The sequence below is a fragment of the Nocardia sp. NPDC051463 genome (assembly GCF_040681975.1).
Classification (GTDB): domain Bacteria; phylum Actinomycetota; class Actinomycetes; order Mycobacteriales; family Mycobacteriaceae; genus Nocardia.
In genome coordinates, this window is the sequence record NZ_JBFBAB010000001.1 from 962749 (window position 1) to 988275 (window position 25527).

Annotated in this window: 26 protein-coding genes and 1 pseudogene; 11 read left to right on the top strand and 16 right to left on the bottom strand. The window is 67.1% G+C overall.

Annotated features, from left to right (window positions below; genetic code table 11):
• Positions 1-23 precede the first annotated feature (23 nt).
• Positions 24-659, bottom strand: coding sequence for a bifunctional pyr operon transcriptional regulator/uracil phosphoribosyltransferase PyrR (gene pyrR, locus AB0M74_RS04355; RefSeq protein ID WP_364901493.1), 636 nt, complete (start codon positions 657-659; stop codon positions 24-26).
• A 294-nt stretch (positions 660-953) separates the two neighbouring features.
• Between pyrR and AB0M74_RS04360 the strand changes: the two genes are divergently transcribed.
• Positions 954-1511, top strand: coding sequence for an alpha-ketoglutarate-dependent dioxygenase AlkB (locus AB0M74_RS04360; protein WP_364901947.1), 558 nt, complete (start codon positions 954-956; stop codon positions 1509-1511).
• A 249-nt stretch (positions 1512-1760) separates the two neighbouring features.
• The gene (locus tag AB0M74_RS04365) at positions 1761-2210 is read left to right on the top strand and encodes an SgcJ/EcaC family oxidoreductase (protein WP_364901495.1); all 450 of its coding nucleotides are present in this window, start codon (positions 1761-1763) and stop codon (positions 2208-2210) included.
• 457 nt (positions 2211-2667) lie between these two features.
• On the opposite strand, the gene AB0M74_RS04370 is transcribed toward AB0M74_RS04365, so the two are convergent.
• A complete protein-coding gene (locus AB0M74_RS04370) occupies positions 2668-3513 on the bottom strand; it encodes a hypothetical protein (RefSeq protein ID WP_364901497.1) in 846 nt (281 codons plus the stop codon).
• A 145-nt stretch (positions 3514-3658) separates the two neighbouring features.
• Here AB0M74_RS04370 and AB0M74_RS04375 point away from each other — a divergent pair, with 145 nt between their 5' ends.
• Positions 3659-4372, top strand: a complete 714-nt coding sequence (locus AB0M74_RS04375) for an HD domain-containing protein (RefSeq protein ID WP_364901499.1) — start codon at positions 3659-3661, stop codon at positions 4370-4372.
• Between the two features lie 85 nt (positions 4373-4457).
• Here AB0M74_RS04375 and AB0M74_RS04380 read toward each other — a convergent pair whose 3' ends face one another.
• Positions 4458-5033 carry a helix-turn-helix domain-containing protein gene (locus AB0M74_RS04380; RefSeq protein ID WP_364901501.1) on the bottom strand — a complete coding sequence of 192 codons (576 nt, stop codon included), beginning with the start codon at positions 5031-5033 and terminating at the stop codon, positions 4458-4460.
• Positions 5034-5117: 84 nt separating this feature from the next.
• On the opposite strand from AB0M74_RS04380, the gene AB0M74_RS04385 reads away from it, so the two are divergent.
• On the top strand, positions 5118-6101 hold the full coding sequence (locus AB0M74_RS04385; protein WP_364901503.1) for a zinc-binding dehydrogenase: 984 nt from the start codon (positions 5118-5120) through the stop codon (positions 6099-6101).
• Between the two features lie 96 nt (positions 6102-6197).
• A complete protein-coding gene (locus AB0M74_RS04390) occupies positions 6198-7355 on the top strand; it encodes a serpin family protein (RefSeq protein WP_364901505.1) in 1158 nt (385 codons plus the stop codon).
• Positions 7356-7558: 203 nt separating this feature from the next.
• On the opposite strand, the gene AB0M74_RS04395 is transcribed toward AB0M74_RS04390, so the two are convergent.
• Genes AB0M74_RS04395 through AB0M74_RS04405 form a run of 3 tightly spaced genes read right to left on the bottom strand, consistent with a single transcriptional unit; the run spans position 7559 to position 9218 of the window.
• Positions 7559-8125 (bottom strand): DUF4334 domain-containing protein, encoded by a 567-nt coding sequence (locus tag AB0M74_RS04395; protein WP_364901507.1) that lies wholly within the window; start codon positions 8123-8125, stop codon positions 7559-7561.
• A gap of 59 nt (positions 8126-8184) precedes the next feature.
• On the bottom strand, positions 8185-8697 hold the full coding sequence (locus AB0M74_RS04400; RefSeq protein ID WP_364901509.1) for a DMT family transporter: 513 nt from the start codon (positions 8695-8697) through the stop codon (positions 8185-8187).
• Positions 8694-9218, bottom strand: a complete 525-nt coding sequence (locus tag AB0M74_RS04405) for a DMT family transporter (RefSeq protein WP_364901511.1) — start codon at positions 9216-9218, stop codon at positions 8694-8696. Before AB0M74_RS04405 ends, AB0M74_RS04400 begins: the two co-directional genes overlap by 4 nt.
• 344 nt (positions 9219-9562) lie before the next feature.
• On the opposite strand from AB0M74_RS04405, the gene AB0M74_RS04410 reads away from it, so the two are divergent.
• Together AB0M74_RS04410 and AB0M74_RS04415 are read left to right on the top strand one after the other, a co-directional pair.
• On the top strand, positions 9563-10810 hold the full coding sequence (locus AB0M74_RS04410; protein WP_364901513.1) for an SLC13 family permease: 1248 nt from the start codon (positions 9563-9565) through the stop codon (positions 10808-10810).
• Positions 10811-11163: 353 nt separating this feature from the next.
• A complete protein-coding gene (locus AB0M74_RS04415) occupies positions 11164-11379 on the top strand; it encodes a zinc-binding dehydrogenase (protein ID WP_364901515.1) in 216 nt (71 codons plus the stop codon).
• 288 nt (positions 11380-11667) lie between these two features.
• Here the strand turns inward: AB0M74_RS04415 and AB0M74_RS04420 are convergent, their stop codons facing one another.
• The 4 genes from AB0M74_RS04420 to AB0M74_RS04435 all read right to left on the bottom strand — a co-directional run bounded on the left by AB0M74_RS04420 (position 11668) and on the right by AB0M74_RS04435 (position 14280).
• Complete coding sequence (locus tag AB0M74_RS04420; protein WP_364901517.1) at positions 11668-11934, bottom strand: YciI family protein; 267 nt, start codon at positions 11932-11934, stop codon at positions 11668-11670.
• 1 nt (position 11935) lies between these two features.
• Positions 11936-12433 carry a transcription antitermination factor NusB gene (gene nusB, locus AB0M74_RS04425; RefSeq protein WP_364901519.1) on the bottom strand — a complete coding sequence of 166 codons (498 nt, stop codon included), beginning with the start codon at positions 12431-12433 and terminating at the stop codon, positions 11936-11938.
• Between the two features lie 106 nt (positions 12434-12539).
• A complete protein-coding gene (gene efp, locus AB0M74_RS04430; protein ID WP_364901521.1) occupies positions 12540-13103 on the bottom strand; it encodes an elongation factor P in 564 nt (187 codons plus the stop codon).
• 49 nt (positions 13104-13152) lie between these two features.
• Positions 13153-14280: a Xaa-Pro peptidase family protein gene (locus tag AB0M74_RS04435; RefSeq protein WP_364901523.1), complete on the bottom strand. Its 1128-nt coding sequence runs from the start codon at positions 14278-14280 to the stop codon at positions 13153-13155.
• A 281-nt stretch (positions 14281-14561) separates the two neighbouring features.
• Between AB0M74_RS04435 and AB0M74_RS04440 the strand changes: the two genes are divergently transcribed.
• The 4 genes and pseudogenes from AB0M74_RS04440 to aroB all read left to right on the top strand — a co-directional run bounded on the left by AB0M74_RS04440 (position 14562) and on the right by aroB (position 18395).
• Entirely contained in the window at positions 14562-15020 is a 459-nt protein-coding gene (locus AB0M74_RS04440) for an A24 family peptidase (protein ID WP_364901525.1), read from the top strand.
• A 179-nt stretch (positions 15021-15199) separates the two neighbouring features.
• Entirely contained in the window at positions 15200-16393 is a 1194-nt protein-coding gene (aroC, locus tag AB0M74_RS04445) for a chorismate synthase (protein ID WP_364901949.1), read from the top strand.
• Positions 16390-16908, top strand: a pseudogene (locus tag AB0M74_RS04450) (shikimate kinase); the annotation flags it as partial. The gene aroC and the pseudogene AB0M74_RS04450, both read left to right, overlap by 4 nt.
• A 365-nt stretch (positions 16909-17273) precedes the next feature.
• Positions 17274-18395 carry a 3-dehydroquinate synthase gene (gene aroB / locus AB0M74_RS04455; RefSeq protein WP_364901527.1) on the top strand — a complete coding sequence of 374 codons (1122 nt, stop codon included), beginning with the start codon at positions 17274-17276 and terminating at the stop codon, positions 18393-18395.
• Between the two features lie 73 nt (positions 18396-18468).
• On the opposite strand, the gene AB0M74_RS04460 is transcribed toward aroB, so the two are convergent.
• The 6 genes from AB0M74_RS04460 to alaS form a co-directional block, all read right to left on the bottom strand.
• Positions 18469-18936, bottom strand: coding sequence for a B-4DMT family transporter (locus AB0M74_RS04460; protein WP_364901529.1), 468 nt, complete (start codon positions 18934-18936; stop codon positions 18469-18471).
• Between the two features lie 502 nt (positions 18937-19438).
• Entirely contained in the window at positions 19439-19891 is a 453-nt protein-coding gene (locus tag AB0M74_RS04465) for a B-4DMT family transporter (protein WP_364901531.1), read from the bottom strand.
• A gap of 43 nt (positions 19892-19934) precedes the next feature.
• Positions 19935-20759 carry a shikimate dehydrogenase gene (locus AB0M74_RS04470; RefSeq protein ID WP_364901533.1) on the bottom strand — a complete coding sequence of 275 codons (825 nt, stop codon included), beginning with the start codon at positions 20757-20759 and terminating at the stop codon, positions 19935-19937.
• Positions 20749-22248: an endolytic transglycosylase MltG gene (locus tag AB0M74_RS04475; RefSeq protein ID WP_364901535.1), complete on the bottom strand. Its 1500-nt coding sequence runs from the start codon at positions 22246-22248 to the stop codon at positions 20749-20751. The genes AB0M74_RS04470 and AB0M74_RS04475 overlap by 11 nt, the downstream gene beginning before the upstream one ends.
• Complete coding sequence (gene ruvX, locus AB0M74_RS04480; protein WP_364901537.1) at positions 22245-22826, bottom strand: Holliday junction resolvase RuvX; 582 nt, start codon at positions 22824-22826, stop codon at positions 22245-22247. Before ruvX ends, AB0M74_RS04475 begins: the two co-directional genes overlap by 4 nt.
• Positions 22826-25489: an alanine--tRNA ligase gene (gene alaS / locus AB0M74_RS04485; protein ID WP_364901539.1), complete on the bottom strand. Its 2664-nt coding sequence runs from the start codon at positions 25487-25489 to the stop codon at positions 22826-22828. Before alaS ends, ruvX begins: the two co-directional genes overlap by 1 nt.
• Positions 25490-25527: the final 38 nt, after the last annotated feature.

Genomic DNA, 25527 nt, shown 5'->3' on the forward strand with positions numbered 1-25527 from the left:
CGGCTCCGCCGTGGCTCGCTTGCTCACGCTTCCGCCTCCTGATGCAGATACACGCCGTCGCGGCCGTCGTGTTCGGTGAAAAGTACGGAAATGTCCTCGCTGCGCGAGGTGGGCACGTTCTTGCCGACGAAGTCGGCGCGGATCGGCAGCTCGCGATGGCCGCGGTCGATGAGCACCGCCAGTTGCACGCTGCGCGGCCTGCCGAGGTCACGCAGTCCGTCGAGTGCGGAGCGCACGGTGCGGCCGGAGAACAGCACGTCGTCGACGAGAACCACCAGCGCGTCCTCGATGCCGCCCTCGGGCACGGAGGTGCGTTCCAGTGGCCGGTGCGGGCGACTGCGTAGATCGTCGCGATAGAGGGTGATGTCGAGTGAGCCCAGCGCCGGGCGTACACCGGAGAATTCCTCGATCTTCTCGGTGAGCCGGGCCGCGAGCGTGGTGCCGCGAGTGGGGATTCCGATCAACACGACGCGCGGTGCGTCGGGATCGCCCGAATCCAGTGCGGTCTTCTCGATGATTTGATGCGCGATGCGCGCGACGGTCCGGCCGACATCCGACGGCGACAACAGTACGCGTCCCGCCTCCACCCATTCGGGTGTGTGTCGCTGCGATGCCTCGCCAGCGCCGGACTTGGCGGCCCGATCTTCGGGCACGGCCATGCCGACCTCCTTCCCCGCCTCACCGGACGGTCCGTTAAAGGATGTCTTACGGCAAGCAGCCTAGCAGCGCCCCGAGCACAGCTTTCACCAGGCATATCGGGCTGTGAGCCGGGCCACGAAGCCACTGTGAGCCGGGCCACGAAGCAACCGGACATGAACGTCCGACATCGCGACATTCCAGGAACCATCTAGCACATACGTTCGATTCAACGTAGATTCGAACCCATGTCGACACCATTCCAGGGTTCGCTGCTCGATGGGTTCGATGACGTGCGTCTCGAGGCGCTGGAGCGAATGCGACGAACACCGCTGCGCAGCGGCGCGTGGGTGGATGTGCTGCCCAACTGGCTCCGCGGTGCGGACACGTTGTTCGAGCGCCTTGTCGGCGCGGTGCCGTGGCAGGTCGAGCGGCGGCCGATGTACGACCGGGTCGTAGATGTGCCACGGATGCTGTACTTCTACGACGAAGGCCAACCGCTACCGGATCCCATCCTCGACGACGCGCGCGATGCGTTGAGCACGCACTACCGGCGCGAACTCGGAGAGCCTTTCCGTACCGCAGGACTCTGCTACTACCGCGACGGCCGCGACAGCGTCGCCTGGCACGGCGACACCTCCGGCCGCGGCGCCACCCACGACACGATGGTCGCGATCGTCTCGATCGGCGCACCACGCGCATTGCTCCTGCGGCCGCGCGGTGGCGGCGCGAGCCTGCGGTACACCGTGGGCCATGGCGATCTGCTCGTCATGGGCGGCTCCTGCCAACGCACCTGGGAGCATGCGATACCGAAGACCCGCAAGCCGGCCGGACCGCGGATCAGCATTCAGTTCCGCCCTCGCAACGTGCGCTGACCCGACATCGGACGATGGTGGCGGCCGAGCAATTTCGATGAGATGTCGCAATGAGCGGCAATGGCGTCGAGGGCGACGGTCATGGGCGGGACACACCATCCGTCTGCCGTTCGCACACCGCGGATTGCAGGAATCTCGGCGTCGCAATCAATCTGGGCGCGTTGCCGTTCCGCATGCCGCCGAGGTGTGATCCAGGCGACAACCTCGGCTGTTGACCTCAACCATGATTCAGATACGAAGCTGATTCTCATGGATACAGCAACGTTTCAGCCGCCAGTCGTCGAGGACACCACCGTCGACCACACCGCGGATATCGCAGCGATCGAGCAGATCATCGCCGACACCCAGGCTGCCTACAACACCAATGACGCCGAGTTGATGACTTCGCATTTCACCGCCAATGCGGTTGCCGGGAACGCCGTCGGCATGCTGATCGCAGGCACCGAGGCGCTGCTGGACGCGAATCGCCGAGGGCTGGCCGGGTTCCTGAAGGACGAGTATGTGCGCTACGACGTCACCGACATCGTGTTCCTGCGTCCGGATGTCGCTATCGCACACAAGGTCGCGCGCGCGACGACCGCGCAGGGTGAGCTCATCGACACCGACCCCGCGATGGTCGCGCTGTACGTGCTGGTGAAGCAGGAAAACCGCTGGTGGACCGCGGCAAGGCAGAACACCCTGGTGCCGCAGGCGGGCTAGCGCAGGACCGGTGCGGATGCGAGCGTCGGTCGCGCTCGGTGGCGGGCCGACGGTGAGCCGGATCGGTTACCGCACCATGCGGTTGGCCGCGCCGCCCGAGCCGCGCCACGAACCGGGTGCCGGTCATCCTCGGGCGGGCACCGGTCGATCGGGGTGCGGCGGCCGAGGTGCGCGCCGAGCGGTGGAGGGTGTCGATCTGATCGATACCGCCGATTCCTATGAGCTCGGCGAACGAAGCGTGCCGACACCACCGGACTCGGCCACCCCGTGCCGCACGCCCGTGATCGACCAGCTCATCGCCCGCCGTGACTTCGACCCGCGGGGGAAGACACCCAGCGGATGCTGTACGACACCCGCGCGCCCACCGCGCTGCACGCGCGTGCGAGCCAACGGCTCATACTGCACAGCACCGGAACGGATTTCATCGTTTCGGCGCTGTCTGCGGATGTGCCCGGGGTCAATCGACCACCGAGGGCTCATCGATCGCCGGGAAGCGGCGGCGGCGAACTGTCGCGGCATGCGCCCAGATGGCGCTGTCCACATCGCCCGCTTCCCCACCCCCTCGCGCGAGCACCTCGGCGCGCGCTTGACTTGCGATCTTCACCTTCCGGCGATACTGACGGAAGATCTGGACCTCACCGTTGTAATCGGCTTCGTCCAGGTAGGTGTAATCCATCCCATCCTGGGCGTAGGTACCCAGTGTCGCGAGATCGGTTGCCCAACTGCGCAATTGATCGGGTGCTCCGAACAGGGTGATGAGCCCGCCGATACGGTCGACCCAGGCCGATCCGGCCCGCCGGTCATCGTGACGCCAGATCCGCTCGCCGGGGCCTTGTGATCTCCATTCCAGCAGTTCGTCCACTGCCTGCCGCAGGCCGAAGGTCTGCCAGCGCACGGTGCCTTCGGAGCGCTGCCGAAACGGCAGCTGCCTACGCAGTGCGACGGCGGCGGCGCGCGTGAATACGGTCAGATCCGAGGGCACCACGACGATCGGATCCGCGGGCGCGGCGTCGAACGGGTTCGGGTCCAGGTGTTCGGGATCGATCACCACCACGGTGCCAGGCCGCCGCTGGTATGCGAGACCCCACAGCAGTCGAGCGAGGACCCGCGAACCGCGCCAGTCCGACAGCACGTGCCAGGTGTCGTGAAAACGATTGGTGGAGAAGCGGAAATCACTGCCAGGGCGCAGACTGATCACCGTGTAGACCCGGCTGTCGAGCACCATGGCGCGCCGGTGCAGTTTCAACATTTCATCGGTGGCCGAAGCTCGTCGCGGCCGTTTGTCGTGCGCGGCCACGGTCACCTCCAGCTCCTGCCTCGCGTGCCTACCAGGACACCACGAGCCACCGACGCCGGCAACGAATTTTCCAGCGAACATGCTCCCGCAAGGCAGGCCAGAGTGGTATAGAGCACAGCGCCGACGAGGTCCGCGCCGATAGATTGACCCTATGAGCAATCCTGGGGCGGGGGTTTTGGCCGTTATGCCGCTGCATACGATCAGCGAGGTTTACAGCGAATCCGGACTGCGCGAGCGACTACTGCTGGAGATCGCGGAACTACCCGGGGCCGAGCGGCTCACCGCCGCCCTCGACCTGGCCGACGAACTGCACCGCGACGATCGCTACGGCCGGGACCCGTACCTCAATCATCTACTGCGCGTGGCGATTCGGATCATCAGCCACTATGAGGTACGCGACCCCGATCTGGTGGCCGCGGGCCTGCTGCACGACGCAGTCGAGGATCATGCGACCGAGCTCGCCGGCGACCGCCCCGGCCCGGCGACCACCGCCGCGCTCACCGAATTGTCCGAGCGATTCGGTGCCAGGGTGGCCGATATCGTTGCCGCCGTAACGAATCCAGAGCCTGATCCGTCGATCGATCGGCACGTCCAGTACCGCGCGCACGTCGCGGCCGAGCTCGATCGCGCGCCGTGGGCTCGGGTGGTGAAGCTGTCCGACTTCACCGATAACGGCGTGGGCATCCTGTACGCCGACGGCCCCCATTTGCAGAAGCTCGCCACCAAATACCGCCCGCTGACCGACGTCTACCGCGACTTGGTCACCCGCGCGGACACTCCGCTCGCCCCGCACGTCAAGCGCCATATTCTCGACCAACTCGACCGCGCCGACGAACGCTTCGATGCCATCCTCGCGCACGACTGACCCGAGATCCGCCCCGGCGAGCAGACACGGTTCGGAGTCGAACCGCAACTACCGAATTCGCCCTCGACACCCGTCGCGCCGATGTTCACGGTGTTCGAAGCACCCCCTCGACCAGTTCCCGAACCGCACCCAGCAGTCGATCCGTCTCACCTGCGCGGGCCATCTGCGGCACCAGTGCGCCGCCCAGTGACCCGAACAGCAGCCTGCCGACCACCTCTGCGTCCAGATCCGGGCGCGCCTCGCGCAGTAGTGCGGTGATGTGCGCATCCCAGAAGTTGTGGATTTCGGCGGCTTGCGGATGAGGCGGGCCCTGGATGTAGGCGACCGTGACCTCGATGTTGTCGGTCATCAATCGCACGAACGCGTCGAAGAAGGCCACCAATCTGACCTCGGCGGGAGCACCGGGCCCCAGCGGTGGCGGACCGGTGCGGACAGCGTCCATCAGCGCGAAGGTGCTCTCGGCGATCATCTCGTGCAGTAAGCCGGCTCGGTTGCCGAAGCGATGGAAGATCGTGCCTTTGCCCACGCCCGCGGCCGCCGCGACCCGATCCATGGTCAGGGCATCGGCGCCGTGTTCGGCGAGCAGCGCTGCGGTTGCTTCGAGGATCGCCCGCCGGTTACGCGCCGCATCCGCTCGCTCTTTGGGACGTTCGTCGGCCATTCCACCACCCTTCATTGACAAGTTGACCAGCGGTCCATATCGTTGCGAAATATCTGGACCGACAGTCAAGTTATGGAGTTTTCGATGAAGGCAATCGTAATGACGGGCATCGGCGGACCCGAAGTACTGGTAGCCCGAGAGGTTCCCGCGCCGCAGCCGGGCCCCGGCGAACTGGTGATCCGTGCCGAGGCGATTCCTGTCCTGTTCCCCGAGACCATGCTGCGCTCCGGGCAGTTCCCGATGGCCGTCCCGACGCCGCTGGTGTTCGGGTTCCAGGCGGCAGGCTTGGTGGTCGAGGCCGGGCCCGGCGTCGATGTCGCGCTGATCGGACAGCGAGTCGCCGTAGAGACCATGGGCTTCGGGGCATACGCCGAACTGGTGTGCGCGCCCGCCGGTTCCGCGGTCCGAATTCCAGACGGCGTTTCGGCGGTCGCGGCGGCATCGGTGCTGATGAGCGGATCGGTGGCGCTCCCGCTGTTGGAGACCGCGGCCCTCACCGGCGCCGAGACCGTGCTGATCGAGGCGGCGGCGACGGGCATCGGGAGTGCACTCACGCAACTCGCCAAGGAATACGGCGCTGCGCGCATCATCGCGACCGCGGGCGGTCCCGAAAAGGCCTCCAGGGCAAGGAAACTCGGCGCGGACGAGGTGATCGATCACAATGACCCGCAATGGCCGACCCGGCTACGCGAAATACTCGGCGACGCCACCGTCGACGTCGTCTTCGATTCGATCGGTGGCGCGACCGCCGTCGAGCTACTCGCCGCCATGACACCGTCGCGTGGACGAATGCTCAGCTACGGCTGGCTGTCCGGCGCGCCGGCAGAGGTCGGCGTCGCCGACCTGCTCGCCAGCGGCCTGACCCTCATCGGCTGCGCGGGCCCGGCGTGGCTGGCCCGGGTCGCCGAGGCCCGCACCGCGACGCTGGAGCGGGCGGCCGCCGGGAATCTCGACGCCTTGGTGGAGGCCATCCTTCCGCTGAGCGAAGCGAGCCGGGCCCACCAGCTCGTCGACGATCGCGCGCCGATCGGCAAGATCATCCTGCGCCCCGATTCGATCGAGCCGTGAGCCCGCGATCGGCCGCCGCCCGGCGGCGGCCGACCACGAAACTCCGCTGGCAGCACATATCGACGCTCGCAACGCTCGGCGAATATCGTGGGTGTGGTGCAGACATCTGTGGCGCCGCATGTGATCGCGACCAATGAGCTGACTGCGCGATGGTGCGCCACCGCAGGCACCGCCGACTTCGTTGTGTCCGGCGCAGGCGTGTGGCCGCTGTTGGCACTGCTCGCCGCCGCCGCGGAGGGCACAGCGCGGTCCGAACTGGAAACGGCAATCGGGGTGTCCGCCGATGTCGCGACTACCGCGGCGAGGGAACTGCTGCGCGCACTGGCCGATGCCGAGGATGTGTCCGCCGCGCTCGGGCTCTGGGTTCGTGATGACCTACCGCTGCACGAGAATTGGACGCGTCGGCTGCCCGCGGGCACAATCGACCGACTCGGCGAGCAGGAAGTCCTCGACGAATGGGCTCGGCGGTACACCGGTGGACTCATCGAGAAGTTCCCGCTGCGTATCGAGCGCGACACCGTTCTCATCCTCGCCACAGCCCTCGCGGCGAAGACCACCTGGGAAGCGCCGTTCACCGCCGCCGAGCTGGCTCCCGAAACCGGGCCGTGGCAAGGGCGGCGCGGGCCCGGCCTCCACCGCGTCACCAGCCGCCTCAGCGATGCCGCGATCCTCGAAGGATCACCACCGGTCACCCGGGTAATCGTGACCGGGACCGCCGATGTGGACGTGCACCTGCTGCTCGGTCCGGCAACCCCCGGCGACGTTATTGCGACCGGTCTCGGCGCGGTGACCGGTGCGGTGCCGATCCGCACCGATCTCCCCGCGGGGACCACCGGCCCCGGCCTCGCGGTCCGCACTCACACCGGGCGGTCCCTGCGGGATCTGCTCGAAGTTCGCCTGCCGCCCTTCGAGCTCCGATCGACACACGATCTCTGCGCACAGTCGGAGTTGTTCGGTCTGACAGCGGCGACCGACAGCACGCACGGCCACTTCCCCGATATCTCCCCCGACCCGCTGTATGTAACCCAGGGCGCACAGGAAGTGCTCGCGCGTTTCACGCGAACCGGTTTCGAGGCCGCGGCGGTCACGGCATTCACCATGGCACGGGCAGCGGCTCTACTACCAGAACGTCTCGTCACCACCATCTCCGTCGCCTTCGACCGCCCCTTCGGCTTCCTCGCGGTGCACCGCCCGACCGGGCTCGCCGTCGTCGCAGGCTGGGTTGCCGATCGGCCGACCGAGCCGATCGACTGACCGCCCCTCCCACAACCTGCCGAAGCGCCTCGGTGGGTGATCGGACTGGGCGAAAGCGGGGATACCGGGTGATCCGGCGGCACGCCGATCGTGATCAGCTCGCGGCCGACTCGAAAGCCGGCTATCGCGTAGGTGTTTCGGGGATGGGGCGTCTTGTTGGGCGGCGTGACGCACTTCGCCGACCAGGGCGCATCGAGGTCGGGTCAGACCGTCTCTCGACGCAACACGAAGAAATATGGTTCGGTCATGCCGCGCAGATCCATCACGCCGAGCAGGGTCCGCTCGTCGACCCGCCGGAAGTGGTCGATGATCGGCAGGTGGTCGTAGATCATGCCCGCGCTCAGCACATCGCGATACTCGATATCGCGCAAACGTGCGGCGGGCGTGCGGGTTCGCAGCACCGAGCCGATCACCCGCAACGACTTGCGCACCATCCGTACGCCCGCGAGCGGCACCCGCCCTGCGAGGCCGAGCGGGACCCGACGGGGATCGACCGGGAACACGGTTCCAGTCTCGTCTGCGAACAGCAGCGGGTGGACGGCGTCGGCGGTGTCGAACTGCTTGCCGTACCAGCCCGAGGCGACGAGCACACCGGCGAATGGATGCCGGGTGTCCAGCTCCTCGCCACGCCAACGTCCGATCGTGATCTCCGCGGTCGATACGGCAGGGAGCCGGTCGAAGAGCTCCCAGGCCCGCTGTGGCGTGCACCCGCCGGCCTGCAGCGCCGCTAACTCGATGGTCTCCGGCGCTGCGCCCTTCGTTTCGGCCATTTCGGTCTCCTCGCCTGCGGCAACATTGCAAGAAGGAGGCTATCAATCTCTCAGGTCGTTCAGTATTTCGCCATCAGGTAGGAGCCCGCGATAATCATGGCGCACGCGGCAATTCGTTGGGCATTGATGCGACGGCGCGGGAACCCCATCACGCCGAAGTGGTCCATCGCGGTCGCGAGAAACATCTGGCCGCCGATGATCAAAGCGTTGAAGGTGCCGATTCCGACGCTGGAGGCGACGGTGATCATTGCGAAGATCGCCGCACCGCCGGTCAGACCACCGAACGGCGCCCACTTGGGCATGGCCGCGAGATCGGCTCGGGTCGGCAACTGCCGATTCGACGAAACCAGCAGCGCGACAACAAGAATGATGCCGACGCCGGTGAGGGCCACCGCGTAGGAAACCACCCCGCACAGCCACACGTTCTTCAGCGCCAACTTCAGGGTGTTCTGACAGCCCGCTTCGACCGACCGCAATGCGCCGCCGATCAGCAGGAACACGAAGACCAGGGCAAATGCCGAGCGCGATAGCGGGGAGCGGGTTTCGACCTCGAGTTCGGTGGTGGTAGTCATCGGACAATCCCTTCGACAGGCGCGGTGGTGAGCGGGGTGGTCTCTTGTTTCGCCGAGTCGCTGGCCATCAGATAGACCGCCGCCGTGATCAATACCGCGCCGACCACACGGGGGGCGGTCAACTCCCTGGTGGCGAACCCCATGAGCCCCAAGTCGTCCATCACCAGCGCGACCAGCATTTCGCTCACGATGACGACCGCGTTGAACGTTGCCACGCCGACATATTTGGCGACGGTGATCATGCCGACCACCGCGACACCGCCGATCAGGCCGCCGAACGGCGCCCACCACGGCATGTTTCGCACGTCGTCGAGGGTCGGCCACGCCGAAGGTGCGACCACCCTCGACACCGCCAGGAAAATCAAGAATCCGGCCAGCGCAACGGCATACGAGAACACCGCGCACAACCACACGTTCTGCACATAGATCTTCTGCGTGTTCTGACACCCGACCTCGATGGACCGCAGCCCACCGGACACCAGGATGAACAGAAATACGAGCCCAAGGCTAATGGCAACCATGACGAGACACGTCCTTTGGTTCGGGAGGAGCAAACGCCATCACGAACCCAGCGATGACCGGCTCGACCGGCCTCCACTGGAGGACCGTATGTCCGTTTGCTATCGACACCACCAATCGTGACCCACATAACGTACCGTTGGTTAGTGGCACCGTCAATAGCGGGCCGTGGTTTTCGGAGTGCCCGTTCGTGCGCCACACCATTCCGAAAGACCTTGCAGGAGAACAGTGCTCGAGATGATCGAGCACCGCGGGCGGCGCCGCACCCGACAGAGCCTGGTGCTGGGCCCAGTCGTCCCAGCACTGAACAGCGGCCGCCATAGCCCCTACTGAGATGATGGCGAGCGTGCCCGAGCAGCTGCTTTCCTCCGCGCGGACCTCTCCATCGACCACGGCGCTGCCGCGATGGCGGCCCGGCGCGCTGGACTGGATCCGGATCGGACTGTTGCTCGCCGGACTGCTGTGCGTGCTGACCGGACTACTGCCGCGGGACGAGGCCGTCGACAATATGCGCCGGATCGGTCCACTGCTGTTGTTCCTCGGCAGCGTGATCGTGCTCGCCGAACTCACCAGGCAGGCCAAGGTTTTCGATGTCATCGCACATCGCATCGCCATTCTGGGTCGCGGCTACTATCCGGCACTGTTCGGGCTGTGCGTGCTGTTCGCATCCGCGACCACGATCCTGCTGAACCTGGACACCACCGCGGTGCTGCTCACACCGGTCGTGCTCGCACTCGCGGGGCCCACCCGGATCCCGCCGCTGCCGCTGGCGATGACCACACTGTGGCTGGCCAATACCGCAAGCCTGCTGCTGCCGGTCTCCAATCTCACCAATCTGCTGGCCGCGGATCGGATTGCTCTGCACGCCAACGACTTCGCCGCGCGCATGTGGGCACCGCAGCTGGTGTCGATCGTCGCGACGATGATCTGCCTGTGGGCGTGGTACTGGCGGCGCGGCCGACGCGATGCCGACCGTTATCTGCCACCGGAACCGGTCCGCCCGGAGGATGCGAGGCAGCGTGCGCTGCTGTACACGACGGCGGCCGCGTGCCTGCTGTTCGTCCTGGCCATCCCATTCGTCGGCGATCGCATCGGCATCGCCGCCACGCTCGCAGCGGCCATAGCGGTGGCAGCCTTCGCGATCTTCGATCGTTCAGTACTGCGGCTGTCGCTGATCCCTTGGCAGCTACTGGTTTTCGTGGTCGGGTTGTTCCTCGTGGTGCCCACGCTGAGCAAGTTCGGACTGTCCGAGGTGATGCACTGGCTGATCGGCACCGACCCGGACACACTCGGCGCCTACCGCGCCGCAGGAGCGGGCGCCGCGCTGTCCAATGTGGCCAACAACCTGCCCGCCTATACCGCGGGCGAGAACGTCATACCGGACGCGAACCGAAACCAGCTGCTGGCCTTGCTCATCGGCACGAATATCGCCCCACTCGTCACCCCATGGGGATCCCTCGCCACGCTGCTGTGCCTCGAATTCTGCCGCACCCACGAAGTCCGCGTCCCCATGCCGCGCTTCATCCTCACCGGCCTCGCCTTGGCGCTCACCGCGACAACAGCCGCGGTAGCAGCCCTGCTGCTCACCGACTGACCCCACCGCCGGCGCGCTCGCCGCATAGTCGCGGCACATCACGCGAAATCTCTCCACCATGCGCCATTCGCACCGCACGACGAAGGAGAACCGGGTACGCGCGGCTTGTACGGTACCGGGCATCGAGGTGGTCCAGGGGGCTCGGGTGCCGGGGGAATCGAGGGGGCGGTGATGGTGGCGACGATGGACAGCCGGACAGAGATGATGCGGCGGGCACGCGCGTAGGGCTCGCGTCGGAGAACAGGAGCGCGTCCTGGCCCCCCACCCGGGCGATCGAATCGAGTCCGAAGGCCAGACCCCAGCGGCCAAGCGGCAATGTTCGGCGGCGCGCCCGCACTGCGCACACTGAATTCGTGCTTTGCGGCGCGTGCGGTACCGATCATGCAAGCGGCTTCCTCGTCGAACCCGACCGCGCAAACCTGGAATCGCTGGCCGTCCTGGTCGCCAAGGGACAATCGACCGCCCACATCGGCGCCCTGGTCCCGTGGGAACAGGCCGCCGACGCGCACCGCCTGATCGCGCAGGGCACAACCATCGGGAAGATCGTCCTGACCGTGGCGGACGCTTGATTCGGGTGTCCTGCACCACATCACTTGACCTCGAGCGCAGTTGAGCAATGAAGATCTGGACCGTGCGCGAGCGCCGGGCGTCGACCAGTCACAGGTGAATTCCGTCGACCGCACACCCGAGTCCGCGAACCCGTCACAGCCGACAGTTCGCGGTTCGCTCCCGCTGGGCCCGTACACCCACCAGCGGGAGCGCAGGGTGCGCACCGACAAACCTCCGGCGCGGGGCCGGACCACCGAACGACAACAGCCGCTCACCCGGCAGGTGAGCGGCTGTTGTGGAGGTTCAGGTCAGGCGGAGACGGCGATCTCCCACTCGTAGACCGTGAGTTCCGACGACCCGGTGGTGTGGACCGGGTCGGTGAAGGCGATCTCGCGGGCGGCATCGAGGTTGTCGGCGTGGATGACGTAGGCACCGCCGGTGCCGTCGGTGAAGCGGCCGCTCTCGACCAGGTGGCCGCGTTCGAGCAGATCGGCGAGGAACTCGCGGTGCGGCTCGATGACGGCGGGGTCGAAATTCGGCCTGCGCATCGCCATGACCAGGTACTTGCTCACCATCTCAAGCCTCGGGCTCCTGGCGCGGAGCCAGCGTCGCCGCGGCGGCGGCACGCACCTGCGGCGCGACGAGCACGACCTGGCCGAGGACACCGTTCACGAACGACGGGGAGTCGTCGGTGGACAGCTCCTTGGCCAGCTCCACCGCCTCATCGACCGCAACCACCGGCGGGACATCGTTGGCGTGGAACAGCTCCCACACCGCGATCCGCAGGATGGCCCGGTCCACCGCAGGCAGCCGAGACAGCTCCCAGTCCTTCAGGTAGGACTCGATGGTGCCGTCCACCCGGTCGAGATCGTCGGCGACGCCTTCGACCAGGGTCTTGGTGTACGCGTGCACCGGCGCGACGGCCTGATCCTGAGTGGACAGTTCGACGCGCTCGGAGACCAGGTCAGCCGCGTCGACGTCGCGGGCCTCCGCCTCGAACAGCAGGTCGACCGCGCGGCGGCGGGCCTTGTGCCTGGCGCCGAGCTTCTTGTACGTGGGCTTCTGTTCGGCCACTGTCACATCATCCCCGTTTTTGCCCGATCACGGCAGCTGCGGGCCCCGGCGTGGTCACGCTCAGCGAGCGCGACCACTGCCGTAGCCCGATGGCGGCGGTAGGTGATCAGGAGTTCACCCGGCCGAGGTAGTTGCCGTCGCGCGAGTCGATGCGCAACTTGTCACCGGTGTTGATGAACAGCGGGACCTGCACCTCGGCGCCGGTCTCCAGGGTCGCGGGCTTGGTGCCGCCGGTGGAGCGGTCGCCCTGCAGGCCGATGTCGGTGTGCTGCACCTCGAGCTCGACTGTGACCGGAAGCTCTACGTAGAGCGGGGCGCCCTCGTGCGTCGCGACCTGCACGGTCATGTTCTCCAGCAAGAAGCGCGCGCTGGGGCCGATGGTCGACTCGGTGATCGAGATCTGGTCGAAGGTGTCGCCGTCCATGAAGACGTAATCCGAACCATCGTGGTAGAGGTAGGTCATATCGCGACGGTCGACGGTGGCGGTCTCCACCTTGACCCCCGCGTTGAAGGTCTTGTCGACAACCTTGCCGGACAGCACGTTCTTCAGCTTGGTCCGCACGAACGCGGGACCCTTGCCCGGCTTGACGTGCTGGAATTCGATGATCTGCTGGAGCTGACCGTCGATCTTCAGCACAAGGCCGTTCTTGAAGTCGCTGGTGTCCGCCACTGTCCTCGGATCTCCTCGTTCGTAATATCCACGTCTCGGGCAACCGGCGTCAGTCGACGACGGTCAGGTCTTTGCTGGTGTTGGTGAGCAGTTCCGGGCCCCCCTCGCGCACCACGAGCGTGTCCTCGATACGGACGCCGCCGCGGCCGGGGAAGTACACACCTGGTTCGACGGTCACCGCCACGCCAGAGAGAAGTGTACCGGTTCCGGTTTTGGCGATTCCCGGCGCTTCATGGATCTGCAGTCCCACCCCGTGCCCGAGACCGTGCACGAACAGCTTCCCGTGCCCGGCCGATTCGATCACCGCGCGCGCCGCCGCATCCACGTCGGCAACGGGCGCACCCGGTGTCAATGCTTCGCGACCGGCCCGCTGCGATTCTTGGACCAGGGCATACACCTCGCGGTGCCAGTCCGTGGGCGGGCCGAGCACGAAGGTCCGGGTCATATCCGAGTGATAGCCACCGACCACCGCGCCGAAATCGAGCTTGACGAAGTCACCGACGGCAAGCAGAGCGTCGGTCGGCCGATGATGCGGCACAGCCGAATTCGCGCCCGCGGCCACGATCGTCTCGAACGCCACCGCCGCCGCGCCGTGCTCGAACATGGCCCACTCTAGGTCCCTCGCCACCTGCCTTTCGGTGCGGCCGGCCCGCAGCCCACCGCGCTCGAGCAGCGTGGCGAGCCCGGCATCGCCCGCAGCGCAGGCGGCGCGCAGCTGCTCGACCTCGTAAGCGTCCTTCACCATGCGCAGCTGCTCGACAAGGCCGGGAGTGGCGACGAACTCCAGGCCGGTGCGCTGCTCGACGAAACCACGGTGCTGATCGACGGTGGCGATGTGACTCTCGTAGCCGACCCGACCCAGTTGCCACTCCCCCGCGAGCTCCACGATCCGGCGGGCGGTGGCCCGCGCGATCTCGGCGCGCAGGTCCGGCACCTGTTCGGCGACCTGGGTGAGGTATCGACCATCGGTGCCGATCACCGTGCGCTCCTCGGCACTGCGCATGTCCCAGGAGTGCACGAGCAGCGCAGCGTTGGAACCGGTGAATCCCGTCAAGTACCTGATGTTCACCAGATCGGTGACCAGCAGCGCATCGACCTCGTTCTCCACCAGCAGACTCCGCAGCGCACCGCGACGCGCCGCGTAGTCGGGCCCGAGGCCCGGGTGATCAGCAGACATGTGTCAAAGCTACCGCCGACACGCGTCACGGCGACACCCAACACGTACACCGACGGCGGGCGGACCCGCCACCGACGATGTTGCGGTCGGGCGAGTGCCGCAGGGAACGGACAAACGCCGCAATACGGCTGAACCGAAATCTGCTCTGCCCCGGGACAATTACCGCGCAGCGGCAAGCAGGCGGCACCGAGCGGACCAGCGGCTGTTCACATATCGATCGGCTATCAACATTTCGGACCGGATGCTTGATCGGCGACCGCGCTCGACACAGGCTGGTAGCCATGGACTTTGCCGCATTCACCCTGCTCGTGGCCTGGTGCGCGATGCTGACCGTCATCGATATCCGGCACCGCAGACTGCCCGACGCACTCACCGGATCAGGTGCGCTGATCGTGTTCGGATACGCGCTGTTCACAACACAATTCACATCCGCGTTGCTGGGTGCAGCGCTGCTGGCGATTCCCTACTTGCTGGTGCATCTGGTGTCGCCCGCAGCGTTCGGCGCCGGCGACGTGAAACTCGCGATCGGACTGGGGGCGGTGGCCGCGCTCGGCGGCGCGCGGACCTGGGTGTCGGCAGCGCTCGGCGCTCCGGCACTCACCGCCGCGGTCGGCATCGTGGCGCTGACGATCCGTCGGATGCGAGCCGATGCCGACCGCACCGCGGCCGTTACAGTGCCGCACGGGCCTGCGATGTGCTCGGCGACGATGTTGGCGCTGGTAGTGGCGCATGACACCTGACGCACCCCGACACGCCGGACCGTTCCAGCCGTACACAAGCTCGGCGGCGCTCTCACAGCGACAACCTGGCCGGTGACGGCACGCGCTCCGGCAACCATGTCACCGCCGGGGCAACCGTGCCCGTGATCACGCCGGGCCGCGTGCCGGAGCACCCGCGCCGACATGGGAAGATGGACAACGTGTTGCGCTGGATAACTGCCGGAGAATCCCATGGTCCCGCCCTCGTCACCATCCTCGAGGGGATGGTGGCCGGTGTCGAGGTGACATCCGAAGAGATCTCCGCGCAGCTCGCGCGCCGCAGGCTCGGGTACGGGCGCGGCGCGCGAATGAAGTTCGAGGCCGACAAGGTCACCATCGTCGGCGGTGTGCGCCACGGCCGCACCATGGGTGGACCGATCGCGATCGAGATCGCCAACTCCGAGTGGCCGAAGTGGACGATTGTCATGTCCGCCGACCCCGTCGACGAGACCGAGCTGTCGGATCTCGCACGCAATGCGCCGCTCACCCGACCGCGGCCCGGACATGCCGACTACTCGGGCATGCTCAAGTACAACTTCGAGGACGCCCGCAACGTGCTGGAACGTGCCAGCGCCCGCGAGACCGCCGCGCGCGTCGCAGCGGGCACGCTGGCCCGCAACTTCCTGCGGCAAGCCTTCGGTGTCGAGGTCGTCTCGCACGTCGTCTCCATCGGAGCCGCCGCGAACACCACCGGTCTGGTACCCACCGCGAAGGATCTTGCCGCCATCGACGAGAGCCCGGTGCGCGCGTTCGACAAGGACGCCGAGGCTGCGATGATCGCGGAGATCGAGGCCGCCAAGAAGGACGGCGACACTCTTGGTGGCGTCGTGGAGGTGGTCGTGGAGGGTCTACCAGTCGGGTTGGGCTCCTTCATCAGCGGCGAGAATCGGCTCGACTCGCGGCTGGCCGCCGCGCTGATGGGCATTCAGGCGATCAAGGGCGTCGAGGTCGGCGATGGTTTCGAGACCGCACGCCGACGCGGCAGCCAGGCACACGACGAGATGAAGCCGGGTTCCGACGGCGTGCTGCGCTCCACCAACCGGGCGGGCGGCCTGGAAGGCGGCATGACCAACGGCGAGGCCCTACGGGTCCGCGCCGCGATGAAGCCGATCTCGACGGTGCCGCGCGCGCTGGCCACGGTCGACATGACCACCGGCGAGGAAGCCGTCGCCATCCACCAACGCTCCGACGTATGTGCGGTGCCCGCCGCGGGTGTAGTCGCCGAGTCGATGGTGGCGCTGGTCGTCGCGCAGGCCGCACTGGAGAAGTTCGGCGGCGATTCGCTGACCGAGACCCTCGACAACATCACCAGCTACATCAAGCGCATCAGCGCCCGCCCACACGTGCCGCAATGATCGTCCAGACCGATCCGCGCGCACCGCGCGTGGTGCTGGTCGGACCGCCAGGAGCGGGGAAATCCACGATCGGCCGCAAGCTCGCGAGGGAACTCGGTGTCGAGCTGTACGACACCGACCTCGGCATCGAACGCGAGACCGGGCGCACCATCCCCGAGATCTTCGCTACCGACGGCGAACCCGAGTTCCGCAAGATCGAGGAACGGGTGGTGCGCCGCGCCATTCTGGCCGAGCGCGGGGTGGTTTCACTCGGCGGCGGCGCCGTGCTGTCCAAGGACACCAGGGCACTGCTGCGCAACCGCACCGTGGTCTACCTGGAAATCAGTGTGGCCGAAGGACTTCGCCGCACCGGTGCGAGCACGGGACGACCGCTGCTCAACGGCGCGGATCCCGGCGCGAAGTATCGGGAACTGATGCGCAAGCGGCGGCCGCTGTACCGGGAGGTGGCGTCGGTCCGGGTGCGGACCGACGGTCGCAGCCCTGGACGCGTGGTGCGCATGATCATGGCGAAGCTGGGCATGGAGTCGGTCCTGCCGCAAGACGCGGAGCCCGACGCTACGGCGGCCACCGGGACAGACAGCGCGACCGCTCGGGGCACGGCGCAGCAGACGGCACCAGGCGGCGAGAAACCACCGGGCGCCGGAAATCCGCAGGGCAACAGCAGGTCGCGCGCCCGTCGCGCGGCACGGGCGCGCGCTGCGGCGCGCCGCAGGGCCGCCCAGGGCGAACCTCAGCAGCAGGACAACACCGAGCCGACACCCGCGGCGACGGAAACGTCCAGCGACACACCGACACCGGGCAGCCGGTCGCGGCGCGCTCGCGCCCGACGCGCTCGCGCACGAGCGATCAAACAAACGGCACGAACAGAATCGGAGCACACATGACCGAGCCGACTCGTCTCCAGGTCCGCACCGCCGACCCCTATCCCGTGGTCATCGGCCGCGGGTTGCTCGGTGAACTGGTCGAAGCGGTTACCGGCGCGACCACCGGCGTGCGGACGGTCGCGATCTTCCATCAGCCTCCCTTGGCCGAAACCGCCGAAGCAGTGCGAAAGGCACTCGCCGACACCGGCATCGACGCGCATCGCATCGAGATCCCGGACGCCGAGTCGGGCAAGGACCTGGCTGTCGCGGGCTTCTGCTGGGAGGTACTCGGCCGCATCGGTCTGACCCGCAACGACGTCGTGGTGAGCCTCGGCGGCGGCGCGGCGACCGACCTCGCCGGGTTCGTCGCGGCCACCTGGATGCGCGGGGTGGAAATCGTGCATGTGCCGACCACCCTGCTGGCGATGGTCGATGCGGCCGTCGGCGGTAAGACCGGCATCAACACCGAAGCAGGCAAGAATCTGGTGGGCTCTTTCCACGAGCCCGCGGCGGTACTGGTCGACCTGGTGACGCTGGAAACAGTGCCACGCAACGAGATCGTCGCGGGTATGGCCGAAATCATCAAGGCCGGTTTCATCGCCGACCCGGTGATCCTCGAGCTGGTCGAGGCCGACCCGGAGGCCGCGCTCGATCCCAAGGGCGAGGTGCTTCCCGAGCTGATTCGCCGCGCCATCCAGGTGAAGGCGGATGTGGTCGCCGCCGACCTCAAGGAAGCCAGCCTGCGCGAAATCCTCAACTACGGACACACCCTCGGTCACGCGATCGAGCGCCGCGAGCGCTACCGCTGGCGGCACGGCGCCGCCGTCTCGGTGGGCTTGGTCTTCGCCGCCGAACTCGGTCGCCTCGCCGGACGTCTCGACGACGCCACCGCCGATCGCCATCGGGCCATCCTGCAGAGTGTCGGCCTGCCGACCAGCTACGACGCCGACGCGCTTCCGCAGCTCCTCGACGCAATGCAGACAGACAAGAAGACCCGTTCCGGCGTCCTGCGTTTCGTCGTCCTCGACGGCCTTGCCAAGCCGGGCCGTCTCGAAGGCCCGGATCCGACACTGCTCGCCGCCGCGTACTCGGCGATCGCCAAGGAAGGCAGCCCGAGTAGCGGCGCGATCCTGCTGTAATCGGAAGCACCCGGCGACGCGACTACGGCGCACCTCCACGGAGGTGCGCCGTAGTCGCTGCTCGGTACCCGGATCAGGCCGCGGTCGGCTGTGCGCTGGAGGGCGTGGGTTGATCGCCGTTGCGGCGGCCCGCCAGCGCGCGGCCGATCGCGACGCCGAGCAGTGCGGGCACGAAGATCAGCAGGACGATAAATGAGGCCGAGGCAGTCAGCTCGAAAAGCAAGCCGTTGTCACCGAGGTCGATTCGGGGCAGCCAGTCCAGGATCCAGGCGACGAGGCCGCTGCCGATGCCGCCGGCCACTGCGGCCTTCAGCCACAGGATGGTTAGATCGGAGCCGCGCTCGGGGTCGGGGTGGGCGGCGCGGTCCTTGCGACCGTCCAGCAGGCCCCAGAACACGATGACACCGAGCAGGACGACCAGCGCCAGCATCCGCATCCACCCGCCTTGGGTCGGCCAGTACACCATCGCAAATCCCAGCACGGTACGCAGCGCGACCACCAGCGCACCGAGGAGTGTGGCTCGCAACACCCAAGCATTCATGGTCAACACCATAGCCTCGAGCCTGCAAGGGGTCGACCAGTTCACGGACTGCCCGGTTCACCCTGTCGAACTGACAGGCGGTTAGCGGGTTCGCACGAACATCTCAGTTGGCAGGAACCCAGAGATCGTACCGATCACTGCCGTCATTACGCGGAACGCATTGCGCCCGATCATTCCAGAGCGGCGCGTCCTTCATACAGCTTGCCAGCGAGACGCCCGACGCCGAACCCACGCATGTGAACCCCCAGCTCGGCCGCATCGATGCACAGCCATCGCCCTGTGCCGCAGCCTGTCCGGCAAACACGAACGCAGACGCGGCGATCGTCATCGCGGCGGCGACCCCGACTCGAATGAACAACACACTGACCCCTCCCGTTGAAATGTGTTGGACAGCAAGATAATACCGGAGGGATCGGCAGCGACAAGAGCATCACCGGACTACCCACGAACATGCCCCAGCTGGATGGGAGGGACGGGCCGGGGTGTTGGTGTCGAGCTCGGGTCAGGCCGGAGCGGGCGTGAACTGGCTGGTGGTGGCGCGGGCGGCGAGGGCACGGCCGCCGACGACACCGATGCGGGCGGGGATGAAGATCAGCAGAAAGATGAACGATGCGGCTGCGGTGAGTTCGAAGAGCAGGCCGTTGTCGCCGAGATCGAACGTGGGGAGCCAGTCCAGCATCCAGGCGCCGAGGCCGCTACCGAGCCCGGCCGCCGCAGCCGCCTCGAGCCAGACCAGAGCCGGATCGGTGCCGCGCTCCGGATCGGACTGAGCCGACCGACCCCTTCGCCCGTCCAGCACACCCCAGTACAGAACGAACGACACCAGAACGATCAGGCAGAACAGCCGCATCAACACCCCCCAGGTCGGCCAATTCACCATCGCGAACCCGAGCACCGTACGCAGGAAAACGACCAACGCACCGAGCGCGATGGCGCGCAACACCCAAGCATTCATGCCGATCACCATAACCCCGACCAGGGTAAAACTAGAACCCGTATCAGTTTTCGTAGCCGGCACTCGCCAATGCCGCCGCCATGTCCGCACGCGGTGCCGGGCGGCCGGTGAACAGCTCGACCTGTCCATACGCCTGGTTGAGCAGCATCTGCAAACCGCTGACCACCGTGTGGCCTGCACGCGCCACCGCTTCGGCCAACGGGGTCGGCCAGGGGTTATAGATCGCGTCGAGGACCACCGGGGCCAGCGCAACCGCGTCAGCGATCTCCCCGGCCGCCGCGGCCGGGATCGTGCTGACGACGGCACCGGCTCGCTCGCACAGCCCGGCGAGTGCGGCGGGGTCGAAACCGGTCACCGCCGCGTCGATGCCGAGCCGCTCGGCGAGATCGATCATGCCGCTTGCCCGCCCGGCGTCCCTGGCGATAACGGTCACCGTCGTCGCGCCGAGTTCGGCGAGCGCGAGCAACGCGGGCCGCGCGGTGCCACCCGCACCGAGCACTACCGCCTCGGCCACATCGGTGACACCACCGCCGCGGAGCGCACCGAGCACGCCTTCCACGTCGGTGCAGTCGGCCAGCCAGCCTGCGTCGGTGCGGACAAGGGTGTTGGCCGAGCCGACCAGTACCGCCCGCTCGGTGCGCTCGGTGGCGTAAGCGAGCGCGGCCTCCTTACCCGGCATGGTCACCGAGAGCCCGACCCATTCGGGCCCGAGCCCGTCGACCAACCCGGGCAGCTGCTCGGCCGTACATTCGATGCGGTCGTAGCTCCAGTTCAGCCCGAGCGCACGATACGCGGCCAGGTGCAGCTGTGGCGATCGCGAGTGTGCGATCGGCTTGCCGAGCACCGCCGCCTTGCGACTATCGGCCACCGTTGTCCCTGGAACTGTCGAGGATGCCGCTACGCTGCGCCCGTGCGATCAGGCGCAGATGCTCCTGGTAGTCGTCGGTGAACACGGTCGTACCCTGCTTGTCGACGGTGACGAAGTACAGCCACGGCCCCACGTCCGGATTCTCCATGGCACGCAACGCGTTCAACGACGGCGCGGCGATCGGGGTCTTGGGCAGGCCCCGCATCGCGTAGGTGTTCCAGGCGGTCTTCTGGGCACGGTCGGCGTCGGTGGTCGCCACCTCGGTGCGGTCAAGCAGGTAATTCACCGTCGAGTCGAACTGCAGCATCTGATCGATCTGCAGCCGGTTCACGATCACCCGTGCCACCTTGCCCATATCCTGGGGTTTCGCCTCGCGTTCCACCAACGAGGCGGCGACCAGCGCCTGATAGGGCGTCAGTTTTGTATCCGCGCCGGACTGCAGCAGTCCGGTGGATTCATAACTCTTCGCGCTCGCAGTCACCAATTGCCGAATGATCTGCTCCGGTGTGGCGCTGGGATCGAAATCCCATGTGCCCGCAGCGATCAGACCTTCCAGCTGCCTCGTCCGGTCCGGGCAGTCCTTGACCCCCTGCGCCGCCCACGCGGGCACCCCGAGCGCAGACAGGTCAAGGCTCGCGCCCGCGGCATCGAGCTGTTCGTAGGTCACACACTTCTGGTTGGCGCCGATGCCGATGCAGCTGGCCTCTGCGATCTTGCGGTAGATGCCGTCATACCGCCCACTGGTACTCATATCGTTTTGGTCGTGCAGCAGCCGCCCCTCGGAGACGACCAGGTTGCCGACGCGCGACTCCTTGCCGACCAGCGCTGTCACCGCCTGGATGGCGGGAACGTGGCTCGGTATCGCGTAGTAGCCGGGCTGCACCGCGTTCATGTTCGAATTCCGCACGGCCGCTTCGATGAACGCAGCACTGCTCGCGACGACGCCCTTGGCCACCATCGCGTTCGCGATCTGGTTGGAGGTGTCGCCGGGCTGCACCTGCACCACCACCAGCGGCCCTGCCGGTCCCGCGTAATCCTCCGCAGGCCCGAAGGCGGATTTCACCCACTTATAACCTGCAAAGCCCGCGGCGACGACGAACAGCAGCACGAATACGCTTGCGATAGCCCACAAATTCCGCCGACGACGCTTGCGCTCGGCCGCCTTGCGTGACGCGACACGGGTGCCCCGCCGCCGCGATCCACCGCGCGAGTTCGAACGCGGCTCGGCCGCGCGAGGTTCCGAACGGCGACCGCGTGGCCGCCTTGGCTGCGCCAGTTCCTCGTCGTCACGCTCCGGCGCGGCGCGGCGCGCGCGCTGGCCACCACGAGTCGGCGCAGGCGGCTCCGGCGGCTCCTCGTCGGTGTAGCGCGGGATAACCGTCGTGTCGTCCTCGTAAGCAGCCCAAGCGGCGTCGTCTCGCTTATAGCGGCGAGACTCGACCTCACGCTGTCGAAAGCGTTCCTCGGCCTGCGTCCATCGATCCGTCATGCATCGTCTCCGGACGACACGGGACGCACCGCTCCATGCCGCTGGTGCGGCACATCAGACGCAGTTTCGACCGACCTCAACACCGCACTCCGTTCGTCCAACCATCCTTGCAGGATCGATACGGCCGCCGCCTGATCGATCACCTGCCGCTGGCCACGCGCGCGAACTCCACTGTCCCGCAATGCACGTGCAGCTGACACCGTAGTCAAACGTTCGTCGGAAAGTCGGATAGGCACGGGGGCAATCGTGGTCCGCAACTGATCCGCGAACGCCATCGCCAGGGTGGCCGCGGAGCCCTTTTCGCCGCGCAATGTGCGCGGCAGACCCACGATGACCTCGACGGCTTCGTATTCCCGCACAATTTCGGCAATTCTGGCTATGTCAGGTGCCAGACCGCCGCCGCGCGGATTCGACTTGGCTCGAGGGACAGTTTCCACGGGCGTGGCGAGGATGCCGTCCGGGTCGCTGGCGGCGACGCCGATCCGGACACTGCCGACATCGACGGCAATACGCCTACCACGACCGGGGTCGGTCGCCGCGTCGGGCCGCTCGGCGCCGGGACTCTCCGAGTCGGTCATCACCCGGCGAGTTCGACCACCCGGGCACGGACCGAAGCTAGGCCGACTTCGATACCCGAGGGATCCGAGCCCGCGCCCTGAGCCATCTCGGGCTTGCCGCCACCGCGTCCGGCGATGCTCGGCCCGAAGCTACCGACCAGATCGCCTGCCTTGAAGCCGAGATCCTGGGCGGCCTTGTTGACGGTCACCACGAACGGCACCTTGCCATCGGCATTGCCGAGCAGCACCACGACCGCCGGATTGCTGCCGAATCGACCACGGATATCGGTGGCGAGCGTGCGCAGATCGCCCGCGGTGACGCCCTCGGGTGCGGCGGCGGCGACCAGCAGCACGCTGCCGACCCGCTCGGCCTCCTCGACGAACTTGCCCGCGGAGGACAGCACCGCGGCGACCTTGGTGCGCTCGAGTTCCTTCTCGGCCGCCTTCAACCGCTCCACCAGCTGCTCGACCCGACCCGGCACCTCTTCCGACGGCACCTTCAGTGACGACGCGACGCCTGCGAGCAGCGCTCGCTCCTTGGCCAGGTATTTGTAGGAGTCCAGGCCGACGAACGCCTCGACTCGACGCACACCGGAACCGACCGACGACTCACCGAGCAGTGTGATCGGGCCGATCTGCGAGGAATGCTCCACGTGGGTGCCGCCGCACAGCTCCATGGAGAACGGACCGCCGATCTCCACGACCCGCACTTCGTCACCGTAGTTCTCGCCGAACAGCGCCATCGCGCCCATCTGCTTGGCCTTGGTCAGGTCGGTGACGAAGGTATTCACCGGGAAGTCCGCGCCGACCGCGTCGTTGGACACGGCCTCGATGTCGTTCTTCTGCTGCTCGGAAAGCTGCCCCTGCCAATTGAAGTCGAAGCGCAGGTAGCCGGGCTTGTTCAGCGAGCCCGCCTGCACCGCGTTCGGGCCGAGGATCTGGCGCAGCGCGGCGTGCACCATGTGCGTGCCGGAATGGCCCTGGGTGGCGCCACGACGCCACGCCGGATCGGCCTGCGCGAGCACGACATCGCCCTCGGTGAGCTGGCCCTGCTCGACGGTGGACTTGTGCACCCACAGCTTCTTGGCGATCTTCTGCACATCGTTCACGCGCAGCTTCACCCCGGCGGCGGTGATCGAACCGCGGTCGGCGATCTGGCCGCCGGACTCCGCGTACAGCGGGCTGCGATCGAGGATCACCTCGACATCCTGCCCGACCGTGGCGACGGGAACCCGGACGCCGTCGGCGATCAACGCCAGCACATGCGCCTCGGAGGTCAGCTCATCGAAGCCGGTGAACTCGGTGGCCCCACGGTCGACGAGGTCCTTGTAGACCGACAGGTCGGCGTGCGCGTGCTTGCGGGCCTGCGCATCGTCCTTGGCCCGCTTGCGCTGTTCGGCCATCAGCGAGCGGAAACCGTCCTCGTCCACCGCGAGGCCGGCCTCGGCGGCCATCTCCAGGGTGAGGTCGATCGGGAAACCGTAGGTGTCGTGCAGGGTGAAGGCATCCGAGCCCGCAATGGTGTTGCTGCCCTTGGCCTTCACGGCCGCGGCCGTGTTGTCGAACAGGGTCGAGCCGGTGTTCAGGGTCTTGAGGAACGCCGTCTCTTCACCGACCGCGACGGTCTCGATGCGGCGGAAATCGGTGGCGAGCTCCGGGTAGGACGGGGACATCAGGTCGCTGACGACCTTCATGAACTCGCCCATGACCGGCTTCTCCGCGCCGAGCAGCCGAGCCGAGCGCACGATCCGGCGCAGCAGCCTGCGCAGCACGTAGCCGCGGCCGTCGTTGCCGGGGTTGACGCCGTCGGCGATCAACATGGCGCCGGTGCGGGCGTGGTCGGCGATCACGCGGAAACGCACGTCGTCCTCGTGCGTGACGCCATAGGACCGGCCGGTCAGTTCCTCGGCCTTGTCGATGATCGGGCGCAGCAGATCGGTCTCGTACACGTTGTCCACGCCCTGCAGCAGGAACGCGACGCGCTCGACACCCATGCCGGTGTCGATGTTCTTCTTGGGCAGCGGGCCGAGGATCTCGAAGTTGTCCTTCCCGGTACCCGCGCCGCGCTCGTTCTGCATGAACACGAGGTTCCAGATTTCGAGATAGCGGTCCTCGTCGGCCTCGGGCCCGCCCTCGATGCCGTATTCGGGGCCGCGGTCGAAGTAGATCTCCGAGCATGGGCCGCACGGGCCGGGAATCCCCATCGACCAGTAGTTGTCCGCCATGCCGCGGCGTTGGATGCGCTCGGCGGGCACGCCGACCTCGAGCCAGATCTGCTCCGCCTCGTCGTCGTCGAGATAAACGGTGGCCCACAGGCGTTGCGGATCGAAGCCGTAGCCGCCGTCCTCGACACTGTTGGTCAGCAGCGACCAGGCAAAGGTGATCGCCTCACGCTTGAAGTAGTCGCCGAAGCTGAAGTTGCCCGCCATCTGGAAGAAGGTGTTGTGCCTGGTGGTGACGCCGACATTCTCGATGTCACCGGTGCGCACGCACTTCTGGACGCTGGTCGCGGTCGCGTAGGGCGGGGTCTGCTGCCCGAGGAAGAACGGAACGAACTGCACCATGCCTGCGTTGACGAACAGCAGGTTCGGGTCGGCCAGGATCAGCGAGGCACTCGGCACCTCGGTATGGCCGGCACGGACGAAATGGTCCAGGAAGCGCCGTCGAATCTCGTGGGTCTGCACAGGTATCCAGCCTACCGGTCTGCCGCATCCGAATTTTC

Bases quoted from the DNA above. Each gene is read 5' to 3' on its own strand.
- pyrR (WP_364901493.1), bottom strand. From the start codon at position 659: ATGGCCGTGCCCGAAGATCGGGCCGCCAAGTCCGGCGCTGGCGAGGCA.
- AB0M74_RS04360 (WP_364901947.1), top strand. From the start codon at position 954: ATGCGACGAACACCGCTGCGCAGCGGCGCGTGGGTGGATGTGCTGCCC.
- AB0M74_RS04365 (WP_364901495.1), top strand. From the start codon at position 1,761: ATGGATACAGCAACGTTTCAGCCGCCAGTCGTCGAGGACACCACCGTC.
- AB0M74_RS04375 (WP_364901499.1), top strand. From the start codon at position 3,659: ATGAGCAATCCTGGGGCGGGGGTTTTGGCCGTTATGCCGCTGCATACG.
- AB0M74_RS04380 (WP_364901501.1), bottom strand. From the start codon at position 5,033: ATGGCCGACGAACGTCCCAAAGAGCGAGCGGATGCGGCGCGTAACCGG.
- AB0M74_RS04385 (WP_364901503.1), top strand. From the start codon at position 5,118: ATGAAGGCAATCGTAATGACGGGCATCGGCGGACCCGAAGTACTGGTA.
- AB0M74_RS04395 (WP_364901507.1), bottom strand. From the start codon at position 8,125: ATGGCCGAAACGAAGGGCGCAGCGCCGGAGACCATCGAGTTAGCGGCG.
- AB0M74_RS04400 (WP_364901509.1), bottom strand. From the start codon at position 8,697: ATGACTACCACCACCGAACTCGAGGTCGAAACCCGCTCCCCGCTATCG.
- AB0M74_RS04405 (WP_364901511.1), bottom strand. From the start codon at position 9,218: ATGGTTGCCATTAGCCTTGGGCTCGTATTTCTGTTCATCCTGGTGTCC.
- AB0M74_RS04420 (WP_364901517.1), bottom strand. From the start codon at position 11,934: ATGGTGAGCAAGTACCTGGTCATGGCGATGCGCAGGCCGAATTTCGAC.
- AB0M74_RS04435 (WP_364901523.1), bottom strand. From the start codon at position 14,280: ATGTCTGCTGATCACCCGGGCCTCGGGCCCGACTACGCGGCGCGTCGC.
- AB0M74_RS04440 (WP_364901525.1), top strand. From the start codon at position 14,562: ATGGACTTTGCCGCATTCACCCTGCTCGTGGCCTGGTGCGCGATGCTG.
- aroB (WP_364901527.1), top strand. From the start codon at position 17,274: ATGACCGAGCCGACTCGTCTCCAGGTCCGCACCGCCGACCCCTATCCC.
- AB0M74_RS04460 (WP_364901529.1), bottom strand. From the start codon at position 18,936: ATGAATGCTTGGGTGTTGCGAGCCACACTCCTCGGTGCGCTGGTGGTC.
- AB0M74_RS04465 (WP_364901531.1), bottom strand. From the start codon at position 19,891: ATGAATGCTTGGGTGTTGCGCGCCATCGCGCTCGGTGCGTTGGTCGTT.
- AB0M74_RS04475 (WP_364901535.1), bottom strand. From the start codon at position 22,248: ATGACGGATCGATGGACGCAGGCCGAGGAACGCTTTCGACAGCGTGAG.
- ruvX (WP_364901537.1), bottom strand. From the start codon at position 22,826: ATGACCGACTCGGAGAGTCCCGGCGCCGAGCGGCCCGACGCGGCGACC.